This window comes from Streptomyces scabiei 87.22 (genome assembly GCF_000091305.1).
Classification (GTDB): Bacteria; Actinomycetota; Actinomycetes; order Streptomycetales; family Streptomycetaceae; genus Streptomyces; species Streptomyces scabiei.
On record NC_013929.1, the window covers coordinates 2,883,578 to 2,899,311 of the forward strand.

The following is a 15,734-nucleotide window of genomic DNA, read 5'->3' on the forward strand; positions in this document are numbered from 1 at the left end:
CTCCTAGCTCGTTCTGCGTTGCTGCTGGTTGTCGATTTGTCTGTGCGAGCGCGACGGTTCAGTCGTCGTCACCGTGCAACCGCCGTCTGACCGAGAGCAGTTCGACCTCGGGGCGCCCCGCGACCAGCCGCTCGCACCGGTCCAGTACGTCGGTCAGGTGCCCCGTGTCACCCGACACCACCGCCAGCCCGATCACGGCCCGGCGGTGCAGATCCATATGGTCGACCTCCGCCACGCTCACCGCGAACTTGCGGTGCAGCTCGGCCACGATCGGACGGACGACGGAGCGCTTCTCCTTCAGCGACCGTACGTCGCCGAGCAGGAGATCGAAGGACAGAGTCCCCACGTACATGTGTGTGTCCGGTTCACCCGCCGGTACGGGATAGACGACCTGCCCCTGTGTCGGGCAGGAACATCAGAACCGTACATCGAAAGGCGGACACCCTCGACGGGATTGTTCGCCGGGGCCCAGAGGGCCCGGGGCGAAGCCCCCGGGAACGGCCACACCGGCCGGGGGTGAACGGATCACCCCCGGCCGGCATGGACCACCGCTGGTTACGAACGCGGCTTCTCGCGCATCTCGTACGTCGCGATGACGTCGTCGATCTTGATGTCGTTGAAGTTGCCGAGGTTGATACCGCCCTCGAACCCTTCGCGGAGCTCGGTGACATCGTCCTTGAAGCGACGCAGACCGGAGATGGTGAGGTTCTCCGCGATGACCTTGCCGTCGCGGACGAGTCGAGCCTTCGTGTTTCGCTTGACCTCGCCCGAGCGGACCAGGACACCGGCGATGTTGCCCAGCTTGGACGACTTGAAGACCTCGCGGATCTCCGCCGTGCCGAGCTCGACCTCCTCGTACTCCGGCTTGAGCATGCCCTTGAGGGCCGCCTCGATCTCCTCGATGGCCTGGTAGATCACCGAGTAGTACCGGACGTCGACGCCCTCGCGCTCCGCCATCTGCGCCGCGCGGCCCGCGGCGCGGACGTTGAAGCCGATGACGATCGCGTCGGAGCCGGTCGCCAGGTCGATGTCCGACTCGGTGACCGCACCCACGCCGCGGTGCAGGACGCGGATGTCGACCTCTTCGCCGACGTCGAGCTGGAGCAGCGAGGACTCGAGGGCCTCCACCGAACCGGACGCGTCGCCCTTGATGATGAGGTTGAGTTCCTGCACCAGACCGGCCTTGAGGGCCTCGTCCAGGTTCTCCAGGGAGAACCGGACTCCACGCCGGGCGAAGTTGGCGTTGCGCTCACGCGCCGCGCGCTTCTCGGCGATCTGACGGGCCGTGCGGTCCTCGTCGACGACCAGGAAGTTGTCGCCGGCACCCGGGACGTTGGTGAGACCCAGGACCAGGACGGGGGTCGACGGACCCGCTTCCTCGACGTTGTTGCCGTTGTCGTCGAGCATCGCCCGGACACGGCCGTACGCGTCGCCGACCACCATCGTGTCGCCGATGCGCAGCGTGCCGCGCTGGACCAGGACGGTCGAGACCGCACCGCGGCCGCGGTCGAGGTGGGACTCGATCGCGATGCCCTGCGCGTCCTGCTGGGGGTTGGCCCGCAGGTCGAGCGAGGCGTCCGCGGTCAGGACCACGGCCTCCAGCAGGGCGTCGATGTTCAGACCCTGCTTGGCGGAGATGTCGACGAACATCGTGTCGCCGCCGTACTCCTCGGCCACCAGACCGAACTCGGTGAGCTGACCGCGCACCTTGGTCGGGTCGGCACCCTCGACGTCGATCTTGTTGACCGCGACCACGATCGGCACGTCGGCCGCCTTGGCGTGGTTCAGCGCCTCGATCGTCTGGGGCATCACACCGTCGTTGGCCGCCACCACGAGGATCGCGATGTCGGTCGACTTCGCACCACGGGCACGCATGGCGGTGAACGCCTCGTGACCCGGGGTGTCGATGAAGGTGATCCTGCGCTCTTCGTCGTTGACCTGGGTCGCGACCTGGTACGCGCCGATGTGCTGCGTGATACCGCCGGCCTCGCCCGCGACGACGTTCGTCTTGCGGATGGTGTCGAGCAGGCGGGTCTTACCGTGGTCGACGTGACCCATGACGGTCACGACCGGCGGACGCGCGACGAGGAGCTCCTCGCCGCCCTCGTCCTCGCCGAACTCGATGTCGAAGGACTCGAGAAGCTCTCGGTCCTCCTCCTCCGGGCTGACGATCTCGAGGATGAAGTTCATCTCGTCCGCGAGGAGCTTCAGCGTCTCGTCGGAGACGGACTGCGTGGCAGTGACCATCTCGCCGAGGTTCATCATCACGCCGACGAGCGACGCCGGGTTGGCGCCGATCTTCTCGGCGAAGTCGGTGAGCGACGCACCGCGCGACAGGCGGACGGACTGTCCGTTGCCGCGAGGCAGCATCACGCCGCCGACCGACGGGGCCTGCATGGCCTCGTACTCCTGGCGCCTCTGCCGCTTCGACTTGCGACCGCGACGCGCGGGACCGCCGGGACGGCCGAAGGCGCCCTGCGTGCCACCACGGGCACCGGGACCGCCGGGACGGCCACCGAAGCCGGGACGACCGCCGCCGCCACCGGGACCACCGGGACGACCGGCGAAGCCGCCGCCGCCACCGGCACCACCGGGACCGCCGGGACGACCGGCGAAGCCACCGCCGCCGCCACCGGGACGACCCGCGAAGCCGCCGCCACCGGGACGACCGCCGCCGCCACCGGGACCGCCGGGACGGCCGCCGCCACCACCGGGACCGCGGCCACCGGGGCCACCGCCGCCGGGACGCGGGCCGGCAGCCGGACGCTGCGGCATCATGCCGGGGTTGGGACGGTTGCCGCCGGGGCCGCCGCCGGGACGGGGCGCCTGCGGACGGGGCATGCCGCCCGGGGTGGGACGGGCGCCGCCCGGACCGCCCTGGGGACGCGGAGCGCCACCGGGACCGCCCTGCGGACGGGGAGCCTGGCCGGGAGCCTGCGGACGCGGACCGCCGCCCTGGGCGCCGCCGGGGCCGCCGGGGCGCGGTGCGCCGCCGCCCGGACGGGGCGCCTGCGGGCGTCCCATGCCGGTGGAGCCGCCGGAGGTGAAGGGGTTGTTGCCCGGACGCGGACCGGCCGGACGGGCACCGCCCGGCTTGGGCGCGCCGGCGCCACCGGGACGCTCGGAACGCTGACCACCGGGACGCGGACCCTGGCCGCGGTCCGGACGGTCCTGCCGGTCCTGACCGGGACCACCGGGACGCTGACCGCCGGGACGCGGCGCGGCCGGGCCGGGACGGGCGCCCGGACGCGGTGCGGTCGGGGCGGAGGAGGCGGCCGGGGCCGACGGGGGCGCCTGGAACTCGGGCACGCTCGGGGCCGGGGAGGCCGGAGCGGGCTTCGGCGTCCCCGGCTTGGGGCCGGGCATCGGGCGCGGACCCGGGGCCGGAGCGGCGGGCGGCTTCGGCGCGGCCGGGCCGGGACGGGGCGCGGCCGGACGTGCGGCCTGCGCGGGAGAGGGGGCCGCCGGACGAGCCGGGGCGGCCTTGCGCGGGGCGGGCTTGCCGCCGCCGCTGCCCTGCTGGAGGGCGTCAGTCAGTTTGCGTACAACGGGCGCCTCGATCGTCGAGGACGCCGAACGGACGAATTCACCGAGCTCTTGGAGCTTGGCCATGACGACCTTGCTCTCAACCCCGAACTCCTTGGCGAGTTCGTATACCCGGACCTTAGCCACTTCGCTCCTTTTTAGGTCCGGGTGCGTCCGGACCGTCGCTACTTCATGGGCGTACTCATCGCGTGCTCATCGAGTGCTCATCGCAATCTCGACCTACTTCCAACTCGCGGGGTACCAGGGCCGTACGGAGGGTTCCGTACGACGCGTCCTACGGTGTCGCCTGTTCGGCAACTGTCGTCTGCTCCACGTATCGGCGCAACGCCTTTGTGTCGAGCGCTCCCGGGGCACGCAGCGCCCTCGTGAACGCCCGGCGGCGTACCGCCAGGTCGAGACAGACCTGGGCGGGGTGCAGGTACGCACCCCGGCCGGGCAGCGTACCGCGATGATCGGGGACGCATTCGTCCTCGATCGCCACGACCCGCAGCAGTTCGGTCTTGGCCGCTCGCTGCCTGCACCCCACACAGGTGCGTTCAGGGCATGCGCGGGCACGCGTCCGGCCAGACACTGTTAAGTCTACCTCCCCGCACCGACCTCACCCCTTTGGGGCAAGAATCGAACAGTTGCCGCGCATATAACTGACGTGATCCAAGCGACGTGCGGCTTGGATCTGTTCCCCGGCTCCCGGGGCGAGCCCGGACACCCGGTCCGGACGCCCCGTTCGGACGTCCGGTCGGGTGATCACTCCGACGGCTGCTCGGTGTCCGGACGGATGTCGATCCGCCAGCCGGTCAGGCGGGCCGCGAGGCGGGCGTTCTGGCCCTCCTTGCCGATGGCCAGCGACAGCTGGTAGTCGGGCACCGTCACCCGGGCGGAGCGGGCCGCGAGGTCCACCACCTCGACCTTCGAGACCCGGGCCGGGGAGAGCGCGTTCGCCACCATCTCCGCCGGGTCGTCCGACCAGTCGACGATGTCGATCTTCTCGCCGTTCAGCTCGCCCATGACGTTGCGCACCCGGCCGCCCATCGGGCCGATGCAGGCGCCCTTGGCGTTCAGACCGCTGCGGGTGGAGCGGACGGCGATCTTCGTACGGTGACCGGCCTCGCGGGCGATGGCGGCGATCTCGACGGACCCGTCGGCGATCTCCGGCACCTCCAGCGCGAAGAGTTTCTTCACGAGGCTGGGGTGGGTCCGCGAGAGCGTCACGGAGGGACCGCGCACGCCCTTGGCCACCCGGACGACGTACGAGCGCAGCCGCATGCCGTGCTGGTAGGTCTCCCCCGGGACCTGTTCCTGCACGGGCAGGATGGCCTCCAGCTTGCCGATGTCGACGAGGACGTTCTTCGGGTCGCGGCCCTGCTGGACCACACCGGTGACGATGTCGCCCTCGCGCCCCGCGTACTCGCCGAGCGTCGCGTCGTCCTCCGCGTCCCGCAGGCGCTGCAGGATCACCTGTTTGGCGGTGGTGGCGGCGATGCGCCCGAAGTCCGACGGGGTGTCGTCGAACGCGCGTGCCTCCTGCCCCTCCTCCAGGTCCTCGGGGTCCTCCTTCGCCCACACGGTCACATGGCCGGTCTCCCGGTTGAGCTCCACGCGCGCGTGGCGGCGGCTTCCCTCGGTGCGGTGGTAGGCGATGAGGAGGGCCGCCTCGATCGCCTCGACGAGCAGGTCGAAGGAGATCTCCTTCTCCCGGACCAGACCCCGCAGGGCGCTCATGTCGATGTCCACGGCTACGCCTCCTCTTCTTCCGTCATGTCCTTCTTGTCCTTGCGGTTGAACTCGACCTGGACGCGGGCCCTGTCGATCTCGTCGAAGGCGAGCCGGCGGGAGGTGGCCCTGCGGCCCTTCACGCCGGGCACTTCGAGGTCGAGGCCCTCGTCGTCCACGGTCAGGATTCTGGCGATCAGTTCCCCGTCCTCGCGGAGCGTGAACTTCACCAGACGGTCGACGGCGCGGCGGTAGTGGCGGTGCTCGGTGAGGGCGCGCTCGGCGCCCGGCGTCCCGACCTCCAGGGTGTACTCCGACTGGCCCATCGCGTCCGTCTCGTCCAGCTTGGCCGAGAGCGCGCGGCTGACGTCGGCGACCGCGTCCAGATCCGCGCCCTCGTCGGAGTCGACGACCACGCGCAGCACCCGCTTGCGTCCGACCGAGTCCACTGCGATCTCTTCGAGATCGAGGCCCTGGGAGCGTACGAGCGGTTCCAGCAGTTCTCGCAGCCTCTCGCTCTGGGTGGTGCTCATCCGGGTGACTCCTCGGCCGCGTGTGCTGTTGTGGGTAGGGCGCGTGTCAGGTCAAAGGGTAGCCGCTCCGCTGGGGTGTTGCCGTCCGCCTCCGGGCTCGGGCGGCCGTCGTGGGGCGGCGGACACGGGTGGTGCGCGGCACACCGCGCGGTTCCCCGCGCCGCTTCGGGGCGCGGTGGTGGCGACCTTGGATCACCTGCGCGGGTACGGTGATCGCACCGCTTCTTTGTTCGTACGACCTCCCTAGGACGTCTCTGTGTCGTTCAGCCTGCCGGCGCGTGCCCTGTCGGGGCCGCGCAGAAGGAGTTTGCTCGTCGGGGCCGCCGGCGCGGGCCTGCTCGCGGGGTGCTCGTCCGGGGGTGAGGGTGCGGACGTCGCCGGGAGCGGCCCGTCGGCCGTGGAGCGGGCACGCGCGCGTGCCGCACGGGACAGCGAGGCGCTCGCCGAGCGGTACGACGCCGTCGCCGCCGCGCATCCCGCTCTGGCCGGGCTGCTGACCCCGCTGCGGGCTGAGGTCGTCCGGCACGCCGAGGCGTTCGGGGGCGGGAAGGCGGCACGCGCCGGGAAGAAGAGGGGCGCGAGCAGCGGCTCCGCGTCGCCGTCCGTCTCTCCTTCCGGCTCGCCCTCCGCGTCGGCGTCCCCCTCGCCCGTGCCGGACAGCCCCGAGGCCGCCCTGACCGAGCTGGCCGCCGCCGAGCGCAGGCTCGCCGACCGGCGGGCCAAGACGCTGCTGGAGGTGCCGGGCGAGGTGGCACGGCTGATGGCTTCGGTGGCGGCGGCGGGGGCCGGGCACGCGTACATGCTGACGGAGGGCGCGAAGTGAGCAGCGGTGAGCTGAAGGCGGTCCAGGCGGCCCTGGCGGCCGAGCACGCCGCCGTGTACGGGTACGGCGTCGTCGGCGGGAAGATCGGCCAGGCACGGCAGGGCGAGGCACGCTCGGCGTACGACGCGCACCGGGCCCGCCGGGACCGGCTCGTCCGGGTCGTGCGCGACCTGGGCGGCGAGCCCGCCGCGGCGGCGGCCGGATACGCGCTGCCCTTCCAGGTGACCGATTCCGGCTCCGCCGAACGGCTCGCGGCCGAGCTGGAGGAGCGGGTGGCCGGCGTGTACTCCGATCTCGTCCGGGCATCCGAGGGTGACCGGCGCGGCGCGGCGGCCGAGGCACTGCGGGAAGCGGCGGTGCGGGCGGTGCGGTGGCGGGGCGAAAGCGTAGCCTTCCCTGGTCTCGCCGAGCGGACGGCCGCCGCCGGTCCGTCGGCGACACCGCACACCTGATCACGGTCCGGAAGGGAACGACTCGCACATGGCGCGCAGGGTTTTCGAGGACTTCGAACCGCCGCGGCGGCTGGTGCGAGCGCTCGCCGAGACCCGGCGGCCGGACGGTGGTGACGGGACCGGCGCATGGCTGGAAGGGCTCCCCGATCTGCTGCAACAGGCCGTGGATCTACGCGAGTTGACCGTCGAGCGGGTACAGGCTCCCGGCGGCCGCAGCAGTGTGGTGGTCCTCGTCCGGCTGATCGACGACACCCCCGCCGTGCTCAAGGCGGCGCCCGAGCGGGCCCGGCCGGAGAGCGAGCGGGCGGCCCTCGCGCACTGGGACGGACGGGGCGCGGTGCAGCTGCTCGACCCCGGGGCGGGGCACGGCGTGCTGCTGCTGGAGCGGCTGAGACCCGATCTGTCGGTGCGGTCGCTCCCCGAGGCGAAGGCGCTGCTGGAGGCCGCGGCGACCTTGCGGCGGCTGTGGGTCGAACCGCCCAAGGCCCATGTCTTCGAGACCGTGGCGGGGCGGACGGAACGGCAGGCCGGGCTGATGCGCTCCGGCTCCGCCGACGGGGAGACCGGGGCGCTGGTCGACGCCGCTCTCGCCGTACGGGAGGAGCTGCTCGCGGACGCGCCCGAGGAGCGGTTGCTGCACGGCACGTTCCGGCAGAGCAAGGTACTGGCCGGGGAGCGGCTGCCGTGGCTGGCGGTGGGGCCGGACCCGGTGGTGGGCGAGTGTGCGTTCGACCTGGCCCGGCTGGTGCGCGACCGGGTGGAGGATCTGATCGCCTCGCCGTCGGGGGCCGCGATCACCCGGCGGCGGATCAAAAAACTGGCCGAGTCGCTGGACGTGGATCAGGAGCGGCTGCGGGGGTGGACGCTGTTCCGGGCCGTGGAGTCGGGGGTGCGGGCGCTGCGCGTGGGCCGGCCGAGGGACGCGGAACTGCTGCTCGAGTTCGCCGGCTGGCTCTGACCGGCCGGGGGGCGTGCGATCCCCGACCGCTCCCCGCCGCGGTGGCGTGCGGTCACGCCCTGCGGTCGGGGAACGGTCGGATGCGGCCCGGCTACGGGTCGGCCGGTCAGGCGGTCAGGCGGTCAGGCGGGCGATCGCCTCGTCGACCGTCAGCTCCTCGCGCTCACCGGTACGGCGGTCCTTCAGCTCCAGGACCCCCTCGGCGGAGCGGCGGCCGGCGACCAGGATCTTGGGTACGCCGATCAGCTCGGAGTCGGTGAACTTCACGCCCGGGGAGACGCCCGCGCGGTCGTCGACCAGGACGCGCAGACCGGCGGCCCGCAGCTTCTCGGAGACGTCGAGGGCCAGTTCGGTCTGCAGGGCCTTGCCGGCGGCGACGACGTGCACGTCGGCCGGGGCGACCTCGGCGGGCCAGCACAGGCCCTTGTCGTCGGCGCTCTGCTCGGCGAGGGCGGCGACCGCGCGGGAGACGCCGATGCCGTAGGAGCCCATGGTCACGCGGACGGGCTTGCCGTGCTGACCGAGGACGTCGAGCTTGAGGGCGTCGGCGTACTTGCGGCCGAGCTGGAAGATGTGGCCGATCTCGATGGCGCGGTCCAGCTTGAGGCCGGTGCCGCAGTTGGGGCAGGGGTCGCCCTCCTGGACGACCACGACGTCGACGTACGCGCCGACCTCGAAGTCGCGGCCGGCGACGACGTTCTTCGCGTGGGTGCCCGGCTTGTTGGCGCCGGTGATCCAGGCGGTGCCGGGGGCGACGCGCGGGTCGGCCACGTAGGTGACCTTCTCGCCGAGGCCCTGCGGGCCGACATAGCCGCGGACCAGGTCGGGGCGGCCCGCGAAGTCCGCCTCGGTGACCATCTCGACGACGGCCGGGGCGAAGTGCGCCTCGACCTTGCCCATGTCGACCTCACGGTCGCCGGGGACACCGACGGCGACGATCTCGCCGTCGACCTTGACGAGGAGGTTCTTCAGGGTGGCGGAGGGCTCGACGCCGAGGTAGGCGGCGAGGGTCTCGATCGTCGGGGTGTCCGGGGTCGGGATCTCTTCGAGGGCGGGGGTGTCGCCCGCGTCCACCGGCTTCAGCTCGAACGTGATCGCCTCGGTGTTCGCCGCGAAGTCGCAGGCGGGGCAGTCCGCGAAGGTGTCCTCGCCGGCGCCCGCCGGGGCCAGGAACTCCTCCGACTTGGAGCCGCCCATCGCGCCCGCCGTGGCGGCGCAGATGCGGTAGTCGAGGCCCAGACGCTCGAACACCTTCTGGTACGCGGCGCGGTGCAGGGCGTACGACTGGGCGAGGCCCTCGTCCTCGGTGTCGAAGGAGTACGAGTCCTTCATCAGGAACTCGCGGCCGCGCAGGATGCCGGCGCGGGGGCGGGCCTCGTCGCGGAACTTCGTCTGGATCTGGTAGAGGATCACCGGCAGGTCCTTGTAGGAGGACGCCTGGTCCTTCACGATCAGCGTGAAGATCTCCTCGTGGGTGGGGCCGAGGAGGTAGTCGCCGCCCTTGCGGTCCTTCAGCCGGAACAGCTCGGGGCCGTACTCGTCCCAGCGGCCGGTCGCCTCGTACGGCTCCTTCGGCAGCAGGGCGGGGAGCAGCACCTCCTGGGCGCCGATCGCGTCCATCTCCTCGCGGACGATGCGTTCCACGTTGGCGAGGACCTTCTTGCCGAGCGGCAGCCAGGTCCACACGCCGGCCGCGGTGCGGCGGACGTACCCGGCGCGGACGAGGAGCTTGTGGCTGAGCACCTCGGCGTCCGCCGGGTCGTCGCGCAGCGTCTTCGCCATCAACTGGGACATGCGCTGGACCGGTGGGTTCGCCATGATTCTCGTACTCCTGCTGCGGATCGGGTGATGGCAGGAGGTTAGCGGGGGTACACGGGCCCGTGGAAATCCGGCGGCGGGGGCGGGGCGCTACCTGCGGCGCAGGGGCAGGGGGGCGCCCATGACCGCGTACGGCCTGGGGGCGCTGGGGAAGACGACCCGGCGGGCGAGGTCGGTGTAGCCGAGGGAGCGGTACAGGCCGCGGGCCGGGCTGTCGACGTCGATCGCGGAGAGGATCGAGCGGGGTTCGGCGGCGCTGTCGGTGATGGCGGTGATGAGGGCGCGGCCGACGCCGTGGTTCTGGTGGTCGGGGTGGACGTGCAGCTCGGTGATCACGAAGGAGTCGTCGAGCCAGTGCTCGTGGTGCAGGGCGCGCAGGTAGGGCTCGACGACGGTGGACCACCAGTGGGAGCGGTCGTTGGGCATGCCGTAGACGAAGCCCACGAGCCGTCCGGCGGTGGTGGCGCCCAGGGCCCTCGCCCCCGGGTAGGTCATGTGGCGCAGGACGATCTGGCGGCGGACCGCGACCTCGTCGGGGCCCAGTCCGAAAGCGACGGCTTGTACGGCCAGGGCCTCGTCTACGTGGGCGGAGAGGTCCAAGGGGCCGATGACGAGGTCCATGTTGCGGATGCTACAGGGGGGTTCGGGGTGTCCGCGGGGTGCGGGCCGGATGTGGCCGGTCGTCCCCGCGCCGGGCCGGACGGCTGCTCAGAACAGGACGCTCATGAAGGCGCCGACCTCCTGGAAGCCCACGCGTCGGTACGTGCGCCGCGCCGCCGTGTTGAAGTCGTTGACGTAGAGGCTGACGACGGGGGCCACGTCGGCCAGGGCGTAGCGCAGGACCGCCGCCATGCCGGGGGCGGCCAGGCCCTGGCCGCGGAACTCGGGGGCCACCCAGACACCCTGGATCTGGCAGGCCCGGGCGGTCGCGGCGCCGATCTCGGCCTTGAACTGGACGCGGCCGTCGGGGGCGAGGCGGGCGAAGGAGCGGCCGGAGCCCACGAGTTCGGCGACCCGGGCCTGGTAGAGGAGGCCGCCGTCGCCGGCCAGCGGGGAGACGCCGACCTCCTCGGTGAACATCGCCACGCACGCCGGCATGATCGTGTCCATCTCGTCCTTGCGGATGCGGCGGACGTACGGGTCGGGGACGACGTCGGCGGGGTCGGGGAGCCGGTCGGTGACCATGAGGGGCTGGTGCGAGCGGACCTCGCGGGCCGGGCCCCAGCTGGGTTCGAGCAGCCGCCACAGCTGGGCGGTGGGTTCGGCGGGGCCGACGACCGAGGAGCAGCGGCGGCCGGCCCGGCGGGCGCGGTCGGCGAAGGCGCGCACGGCGCGGGGGGTGGCGCAGATGGGGACGAGATTGGCGCCGGCGTAGCAGAGGGAGGTCAGGGCGCCGTCCTCGTACCAGCCCCACATCTCGCCGCCGAGCCGCCACGGGTCCAGCCCGGCGACCTGGACGCGGGACGTCACGAAGGCGTTCGCGACGGGGTCTCGGTCCAGGACGGCGAGTGCGGCGTCCAGGTCACTCGGTTCGAGGACCCTGGTGGTGGTCTGGGTCAACACGTGCGGGGGCCTCACCCTGGGGTCTGCGCTGGTCTTGGCACGATACCCTGCCGGGCTGTGCGAGGGCGCCCTGCGGCTGCGCCGCGGCCGGGGGCGCCTTACAGCTCGGGGGTCCCTGTGTCGTGGCGGGTGCGGGTGCGTCGTGGCTTGTCGCGCCCACGCGGCGGAGCCGCACATCGAAACAGCCCCGCGCCCCTGAAGACGGCCCTGACGGGCCTGTCTTCAGAAGACGCCAAGCCCTCCTCAGCCCGCTACCGCCACCGTCGGCTCGCCCGAGGTGATGCCGTCCGCCTCCATCTGTTCGGCGATCTTCATCGCCTCCTCGATGAGGGTCTCGACGATCTTGGATTCGGGGACGGTCTTGATGACCTCGCCCTTGACGAAGATCTGGCCCTTGCCGTTGCCGGAGGCGACGCCGAGGTCGGCCTCGCGGGCCTCGCCGGGGCCGTTGACGACGCAGCCCATGACGGCGACGCGGAGGGGGACCTCCATGCCGGTGAGGCCGGCGGTGACTTCCTCGGCGAGCTTGTAGACGTCGACCTGGGCGCGGCCGCAGGAGGGGCAGGAGACGATCTCGAGGCGGCGCGGCTTGAGGTTCAGCGACTCCAGGATCTGGTTGCCGACCTTGATCTCCTCCACCGGCGGGGCCGAGAGGGAGACGCGGATCGTGTCGCCGATGCCCTCGGCGAGCAGCGCGCCGAAGGCGACGGCGGACTTGATGGTGCCCTGGAAGGCGGGTCCGGCCTCGGTGACGCCGAGGTGGAGGGGGTAGTCGCACTGGGCGGCGAGCTGCCGGTAGGCGTTGACCATGACGACCGGGTCGTTGTGCTTGACCGAGATCTTGATGTCCCGGAAGCCGTGCTCCTCGAAGAGGGACGCCTCCCACAGGGCGGACTCGACCAGCGCCTCGGGGGTGGCCTTGCCGTACTTCTGCAGGAGGCGGCGGTCCAGGGAGCCGGCGTTGACGCCGATCCGGATCGGGGTGCCGTGGTCGTTCGCCGCCTGGGCGATCTCCTTGACCTTGTCGTCGAACTGCTTGATGTTGCCCGGGTTGACGCGGACGGCGGCGCAGCCGGCCTCGATCGCCGCGAAGACGTACTTCGGCTGGAAGTGGATGTCGGCGATGACCGGGATCTGCGACTTGCGGGCGATCGTCGACAGGGCGTCGGCGTCGTCCTGCGTGGGGCAGGCGACGCGGACGATCTGGCAGCCGGACGCCGTCAGCTCGGCGATCTGCTGCAGGGTGGCGCCGATGTCCGACGTACGCGTCGTGGTCATCGACTGGACCGACACCGGGGCGTCTCCGCCGACCGCCACGGACCCGACCTGGATCTGCCGGCTCTTCCGGCGCTCGGCGAGCTTGGTCGGAACGGACGGCATGCCGAGAGAAATCGCAGTAGTCATCTGCTGTGCAACCCCAAGTTGTGGATCAGGATCGGGTCCCGGTACGCGCGGGCTCCAGGACTTCGAGATTACGGCACGGGCAAGGACCCAGGCACATCACGGTCCGTAAACCCACCCGTCGGGGACGCCCGCCGCGATGTTCGGGCGCGGGTGACCGGGGTGACCGGTTCGGACGCGAACGACGGCGGCCGGGCCCCTGGGTGAGGGTGCCCGGCCGTCGTGAACCGCGGGTGACTAGGAGATGCGTACCGGGTTCACGAGGTCCGCGATCAGCACCAGGAGCGTGAAGCAGACGAAGATGCCTGCCACCACGTACGCGACGGGCATCAGCTTGGCCACGTCGAACGGGCCGGGGTCGGGCCGCCGCAGCACCTTGGCCGCGTTCCGGCGCAGCGACTCCCACAGGGCGCCCGCGATGTGCCCGCCGTCGAGCGGGAGCAGCGGAAGCATGTTGAACAGGAACAGGGAGAGGTTGAAGCCGGCCAGCAGGATCAGGAAGCTGGCGAGCTGCTGGGTGGCGGGGATGTCCATGGTGAAGATCTCGCCGCCGACCCGGGCCGCGCCGACGACGCCCATGGGCGAGTCGGCCTGGCGTTCGCCGTCGCCGAAGGTGGCGTCCCACAGGGCGGGGACCTTGGCGGGCAGGGAGAGCAGGGACTCGACGCCGTTCTGCATCATGTCGCCCATGCGGTCCACGGACTGGCCGAAGGAGAGCGGGAGGATGTCGGAGGCCGGGGTGAAGCCGAGCCAGCCGGCGTACACGTACTTGTCCTTGACGTAGCCGCCCTGGCCGTCGGTCTGGCTGACCTTGTTCTTGATGAGCGTGGGGGTCAGGTCGACCTTCTCGCCCTTGCGGTCCACGGTGAGCGTGACCTGCTTGCCGGGGTTGTCGCGGATGTCGGCCTGCAGGGCGGACCAGTCCTCGACGGGGGTGCCGTCGAAGGCGACGATCCTGTCGCCGGGCTTCAGGCCCGCCGCCTTGGCGGGGGCCTCCTTGTCGCTGTCCTTGCACTTCGAACGGTTCTCGCCGGCGGAGATGACGCAGTCCGAGACCTTGCTGACCGTGGTCGTCGAGGTCTGGGCGCCGAAGGTCATCATCACGCCGAGGAAGATCACGAAGGCCAGGATCAGGTTCATGAAGGGCCCGGCGAACATCACGATGACGCGCTTCCACGGCTTGCGCGTGTAGAAGAGACGGTCCTCGTCGCCGGGCTGGAGCTCCTCGAAGGACGCCGCGCGGGCGTCCTCGATCATGACGCGCCACGGGGAGGTCGAGCGGCTCTCGATCCGGCCGTCCGGACCGGGCGGGATCATGCCGATCATGCGGATGTAGCCGCCGAGCGGGATCGCCTTGACGCCGTACTCGGTCTCGCCCTTCCGCTTCGACCAGACGGTGGGGCCGAAGCCCACCATGAACTGGGGCACGCGGACGCCGAAGAGCTTGGCGGTCGAGAAGTGGCCCAGCTCGTGCCACGCGATCGAGAACGCGAGACCGATCACGAAGACCACTATGCCGAGGATGAACATCAGGGTCGTCATGCACGGGCCTCCGCGGTCGTCCGCTCGGTGGGTTTGCCGGTCGAGGTGGTCGAGGTGGTCAGTTCGCGGGCCCTGGCACGTGCCCAGGTCTCCGCTTCGAGGACGTCCGCCACGGTCAGGGAAGTTCCCGAGGCGGGGGTGCCGTGCTCCTCGACCACCCGTGTGACGGTCTCCATGATCGCGTCGAACCGGAGACCCCCGTACAGGAACGCGTCGACGCACTCCTCGTTCGCCGCATTGAACACCGCCGGGGCGGTGCCCGCGAGCTGTCCCACGTGCCGGGCGAGCCCGACGGACGGGAACGCGTCGTCGTCGAGGGGGAAGAACTCCCAGCTGGACGCCTTGGTCCAGTCGAAGGCGGGCGCGGCGTCCGGGACGCGCTGCGGCCAGCCGAGGCCGATGGCGATGGGCCCGCGCATGTCGGGGGGCGTCGCCTGGGCCATCGTCGATCCGTCCGTGAACTCAACCATCGAGTGGACATACGACTGGGGGTGCACGACGACCTCAATGCGGTCGAAGGGAATGTCGTAGAGCAGGTGGGCCTCGATGACCTCCAGGCCCTTGTTGACCAGGGTCGCGGAGTTCACGGTGATGACCGGGCCCATGGCCCAGGTGGGGTGCGCGAGGGCGTCGGCGGGGGTCACGTCCGCCAGTTCCTCCTTGCTGCGGCCGCGGAACGGGCCGCCGGAGGCGGTGACGACGAGCTTGCGCACGTCGGCCCGGGTGCCGGAGGCGAGGGCCTGGAAGAGGGCGGCGTGCTCGGAGTCGACCGGGATGATCTGGCCGGGCTTCGCCACCGCCTTGACCAGCGGGCCGCCGACGATGAGCGACTCCTTGTTGGCGAGCGCGAGGGTGCGGCCCGCCTCCAGGGCGGCGAGGGTCGGGGCGAGGCCGATGGAGCCGGTGATGCCGTTCAGCACGGTGTGGCAGTCGGAGGCGGCCAGGGCCGTGGCCGCGTCGGGGCCGGCCAGGATCTCGGGGAGGGCCTCCCCGGTGCCGTAGGTGTCGGCCAGGGCCTCGCGCAGGGCCGGTACGACGTCCTCGCGGGCGACGGCGACGGTCCGCACGCGCAGCCGGTGCGCCTGCTCGGCCAGGAGCTGCACCCGCCCTCCGGCGGCGGAGAGCCCGGTGACGCGGAAGCGGTCCGGGTTGCGCAGGACGAGGTCGATGGCCTGGGTGCCGATCGAGCCGGTCGATCCGAGGATCACTACGTCCCGTGCGCCGTCGACCGGGTCGAAGACGAGATGCGGATCGGCGAGAGGGGCTGGACTGTCGCTCATCCCCCCATTGTGGCCGCATCCGGTGTCCGGCAGGACCGCGCGCCCCCTGGTTGACCCACTTCGTGCCGTGTGCGGTTGACGAGCGCATTTCTCCGTTTGTGAAGCACA

The 15,734-nt window shown here is 71.7% G+C and carries 14 protein-coding genes; 3 read left to right on the plus strand and 11 right to left on the minus strand.

From position 1 onward, the window contains the following. Window positions 1-58: 58 nt before the first annotated feature. The 5 genes from SCAB_RS11970 to rimP form a co-directional block, all read right to left on the minus strand. A complete protein-coding gene (locus SCAB_RS11970) occupies window positions 59-352 on the minus strand; it encodes a DUF503 domain-containing protein (RefSeq protein ID WP_013000329.1) in 294 nt (97 codons plus the stop codon). Between the two features lie 203 nt (window positions 353-555). After that, a complete protein-coding gene (infB, locus tag SCAB_RS44740) occupies window positions 556-3,672 on the minus strand; it encodes a translation initiation factor IF-2 (protein ID WP_013000330.1) in 3,117 nt (1,038 codons plus the stop codon). A 148-nt stretch (window positions 3,673-3,820) separates the two neighbouring features. Beyond that, on the minus strand, window positions 3,821-4,117 hold the full coding sequence (locus SCAB_RS11985) for a YlxR family protein (protein ID WP_162934779.1): 297 nt from the start codon (window positions 4,115-4,117) through the stop codon (window positions 3,821-3,823). Window positions 4,118-4,290: 173 nt separating this feature from the next. Then, the gene (gene nusA, locus SCAB_RS11990; protein ID WP_013000332.1) at window positions 4,291-5,277 is read right to left on the minus strand and encodes a transcription termination factor NusA; all 987 of its coding nucleotides are present in this window, start codon (window positions 5,275-5,277) and stop codon (window positions 4,291-4,293) included. Between the two features lie 2 nt (window positions 5,278-5,279). Further along, window positions 5,280-5,789, minus strand: coding sequence for a ribosome maturation factor RimP (gene rimP, locus SCAB_RS11995; protein WP_013000333.1), 510 nt, complete (start codon window positions 5,787-5,789; stop codon window positions 5,280-5,282). A 256-nt stretch (window positions 5,790-6,045) separates the two neighbouring features. On the opposite strand from rimP, the gene SCAB_RS12000 reads away from it, so the two are divergent. From SCAB_RS12000 to SCAB_RS12010, 3 genes are read left to right on the plus strand one after another with little or no spacing between them, the layout of a single operon-like run. Continuing rightward, window positions 6,046-6,612, plus strand: a complete 567-nt coding sequence (locus SCAB_RS12000; protein ID WP_231884981.1) for a hypothetical protein — start codon at window positions 6,046-6,048, stop codon at window positions 6,610-6,612. Further along, complete coding sequence (locus tag SCAB_RS12005) at window positions 6,609-7,064, plus strand: ferritin-like domain-containing protein (RefSeq protein ID WP_013000335.1); 456 nt, start codon at window positions 6,609-6,611, stop codon at window positions 7,062-7,064. The genes SCAB_RS12000 and SCAB_RS12005 overlap by 4 nt, the downstream gene beginning before the upstream one ends. A 28-nt stretch (window positions 7,065-7,092) precedes the next feature. After that, the gene (locus tag SCAB_RS12010; protein WP_013000336.1) at window positions 7,093-8,022 is read left to right on the plus strand and encodes an aminoglycoside phosphotransferase family protein; all 930 of its coding nucleotides are present in this window, start codon (window positions 7,093-7,095) and stop codon (window positions 8,020-8,022) included. A gap of 114 nt (window positions 8,023-8,136) precedes the next feature. Here the strand turns inward: SCAB_RS12010 and SCAB_RS12015 are convergent, their stop codons facing one another. The 6 genes from SCAB_RS12015 to dxr form a co-directional block, all read right to left on the minus strand. Then, window positions 8,137-9,840 carry a proline--tRNA ligase gene (locus tag SCAB_RS12015; RefSeq protein ID WP_013000337.1) on the minus strand — a complete coding sequence of 568 codons (1,704 nt, stop codon included), beginning with the start codon at window positions 9,838-9,840 and terminating at the stop codon, window positions 8,137-8,139. A gap of 90 nt (window positions 9,841-9,930) precedes the next feature. Beyond that, entirely contained in the window at window positions 9,931-10,461 is a 531-nt protein-coding gene (locus SCAB_RS12020; RefSeq protein WP_037728274.1) for a GNAT family N-acetyltransferase, read from the minus strand. Window positions 10,462-10,548: 87 nt separating this feature from the next. Then, window positions 10,549-11,403, minus strand: coding sequence for a GNAT family N-acetyltransferase (locus tag SCAB_RS12025; RefSeq protein WP_037728273.1), 855 nt, complete (start codon window positions 11,401-11,403; stop codon window positions 10,549-10,551). A gap of 243 nt (window positions 11,404-11,646) precedes the next feature. Continuing rightward, window positions 11,647-12,783: a flavodoxin-dependent (E)-4-hydroxy-3-methylbut-2-enyl-diphosphate synthase gene (gene ispG, locus SCAB_RS12030; RefSeq protein WP_037728271.1), complete on the minus strand. Its 1,137-nt coding sequence runs from the start codon at window positions 12,781-12,783 to the stop codon at window positions 11,647-11,649. Between the two features lie 258 nt (window positions 12,784-13,041). Further along, on the minus strand, window positions 13,042-14,346 hold the full coding sequence (locus SCAB_RS12035; RefSeq protein ID WP_013000341.1) for a M50 family metallopeptidase: 1,305 nt from the start codon (window positions 14,344-14,346) through the stop codon (window positions 13,042-13,044). Continuing rightward, complete coding sequence (gene dxr, locus SCAB_RS12040; protein ID WP_013000342.1) at window positions 14,343-15,626, minus strand: 1-deoxy-D-xylulose-5-phosphate reductoisomerase; 1,284 nt, start codon at window positions 15,624-15,626, stop codon at window positions 14,343-14,345. Before dxr ends, SCAB_RS12035 begins: the two co-directional genes overlap by 4 nt. Between the last annotated feature and the right edge of the window lie 108 nt (window positions 15,627-15,734).

Coding starts and splice junctions, on each gene's coding strand:
- SCAB_RS12020 (WP_037728274.1), bottom strand. CDS start 10,461: ATGGACCTCGTCATCGGCCCCTTGGACCTCTCCGCCCACGTAGACGAG.
- rimP (WP_013000333.1), bottom strand. CDS start 5,789: ATGAGCACCACCCAGAGCGAGAGGCTGCGAGAACTGCTGGAACCGCTC.
- ispG (WP_037728271.1), bottom strand. CDS start 12,783: ATGCCGTCCGTTCCGACCAAGCTCGCCGAGCGCCGGAAGAGCCGGCAG.
- SCAB_RS12015 (WP_013000337.1), bottom strand. CDS start 9,840: ATGGCGAACCCACCGGTCCAGCGCATGTCCCAGTTGATGGCGAAGACG.
- dxr (WP_013000342.1), bottom strand. CDS start 15,626: ATGAGCGACAGTCCAGCCCCTCTCGCCGATCCGCATCTCGTCTTCGAC.
- SCAB_RS12035 (WP_013000341.1), bottom strand. CDS start 14,346: ATGACGACCCTGATGTTCATCCTCGGCATAGTGGTCTTCGTGATCGGT.
- SCAB_RS12010 (WP_013000336.1), top strand. CDS start 7,093: ATGGCGCGCAGGGTTTTCGAGGACTTCGAACCGCCGCGGCGGCTGGTG.
- SCAB_RS11970 (WP_013000329.1), bottom strand. CDS start 352: ATGTACGTGGGGACTCTGTCCTTCGATCTCCTGCTCGGCGACGTACGG.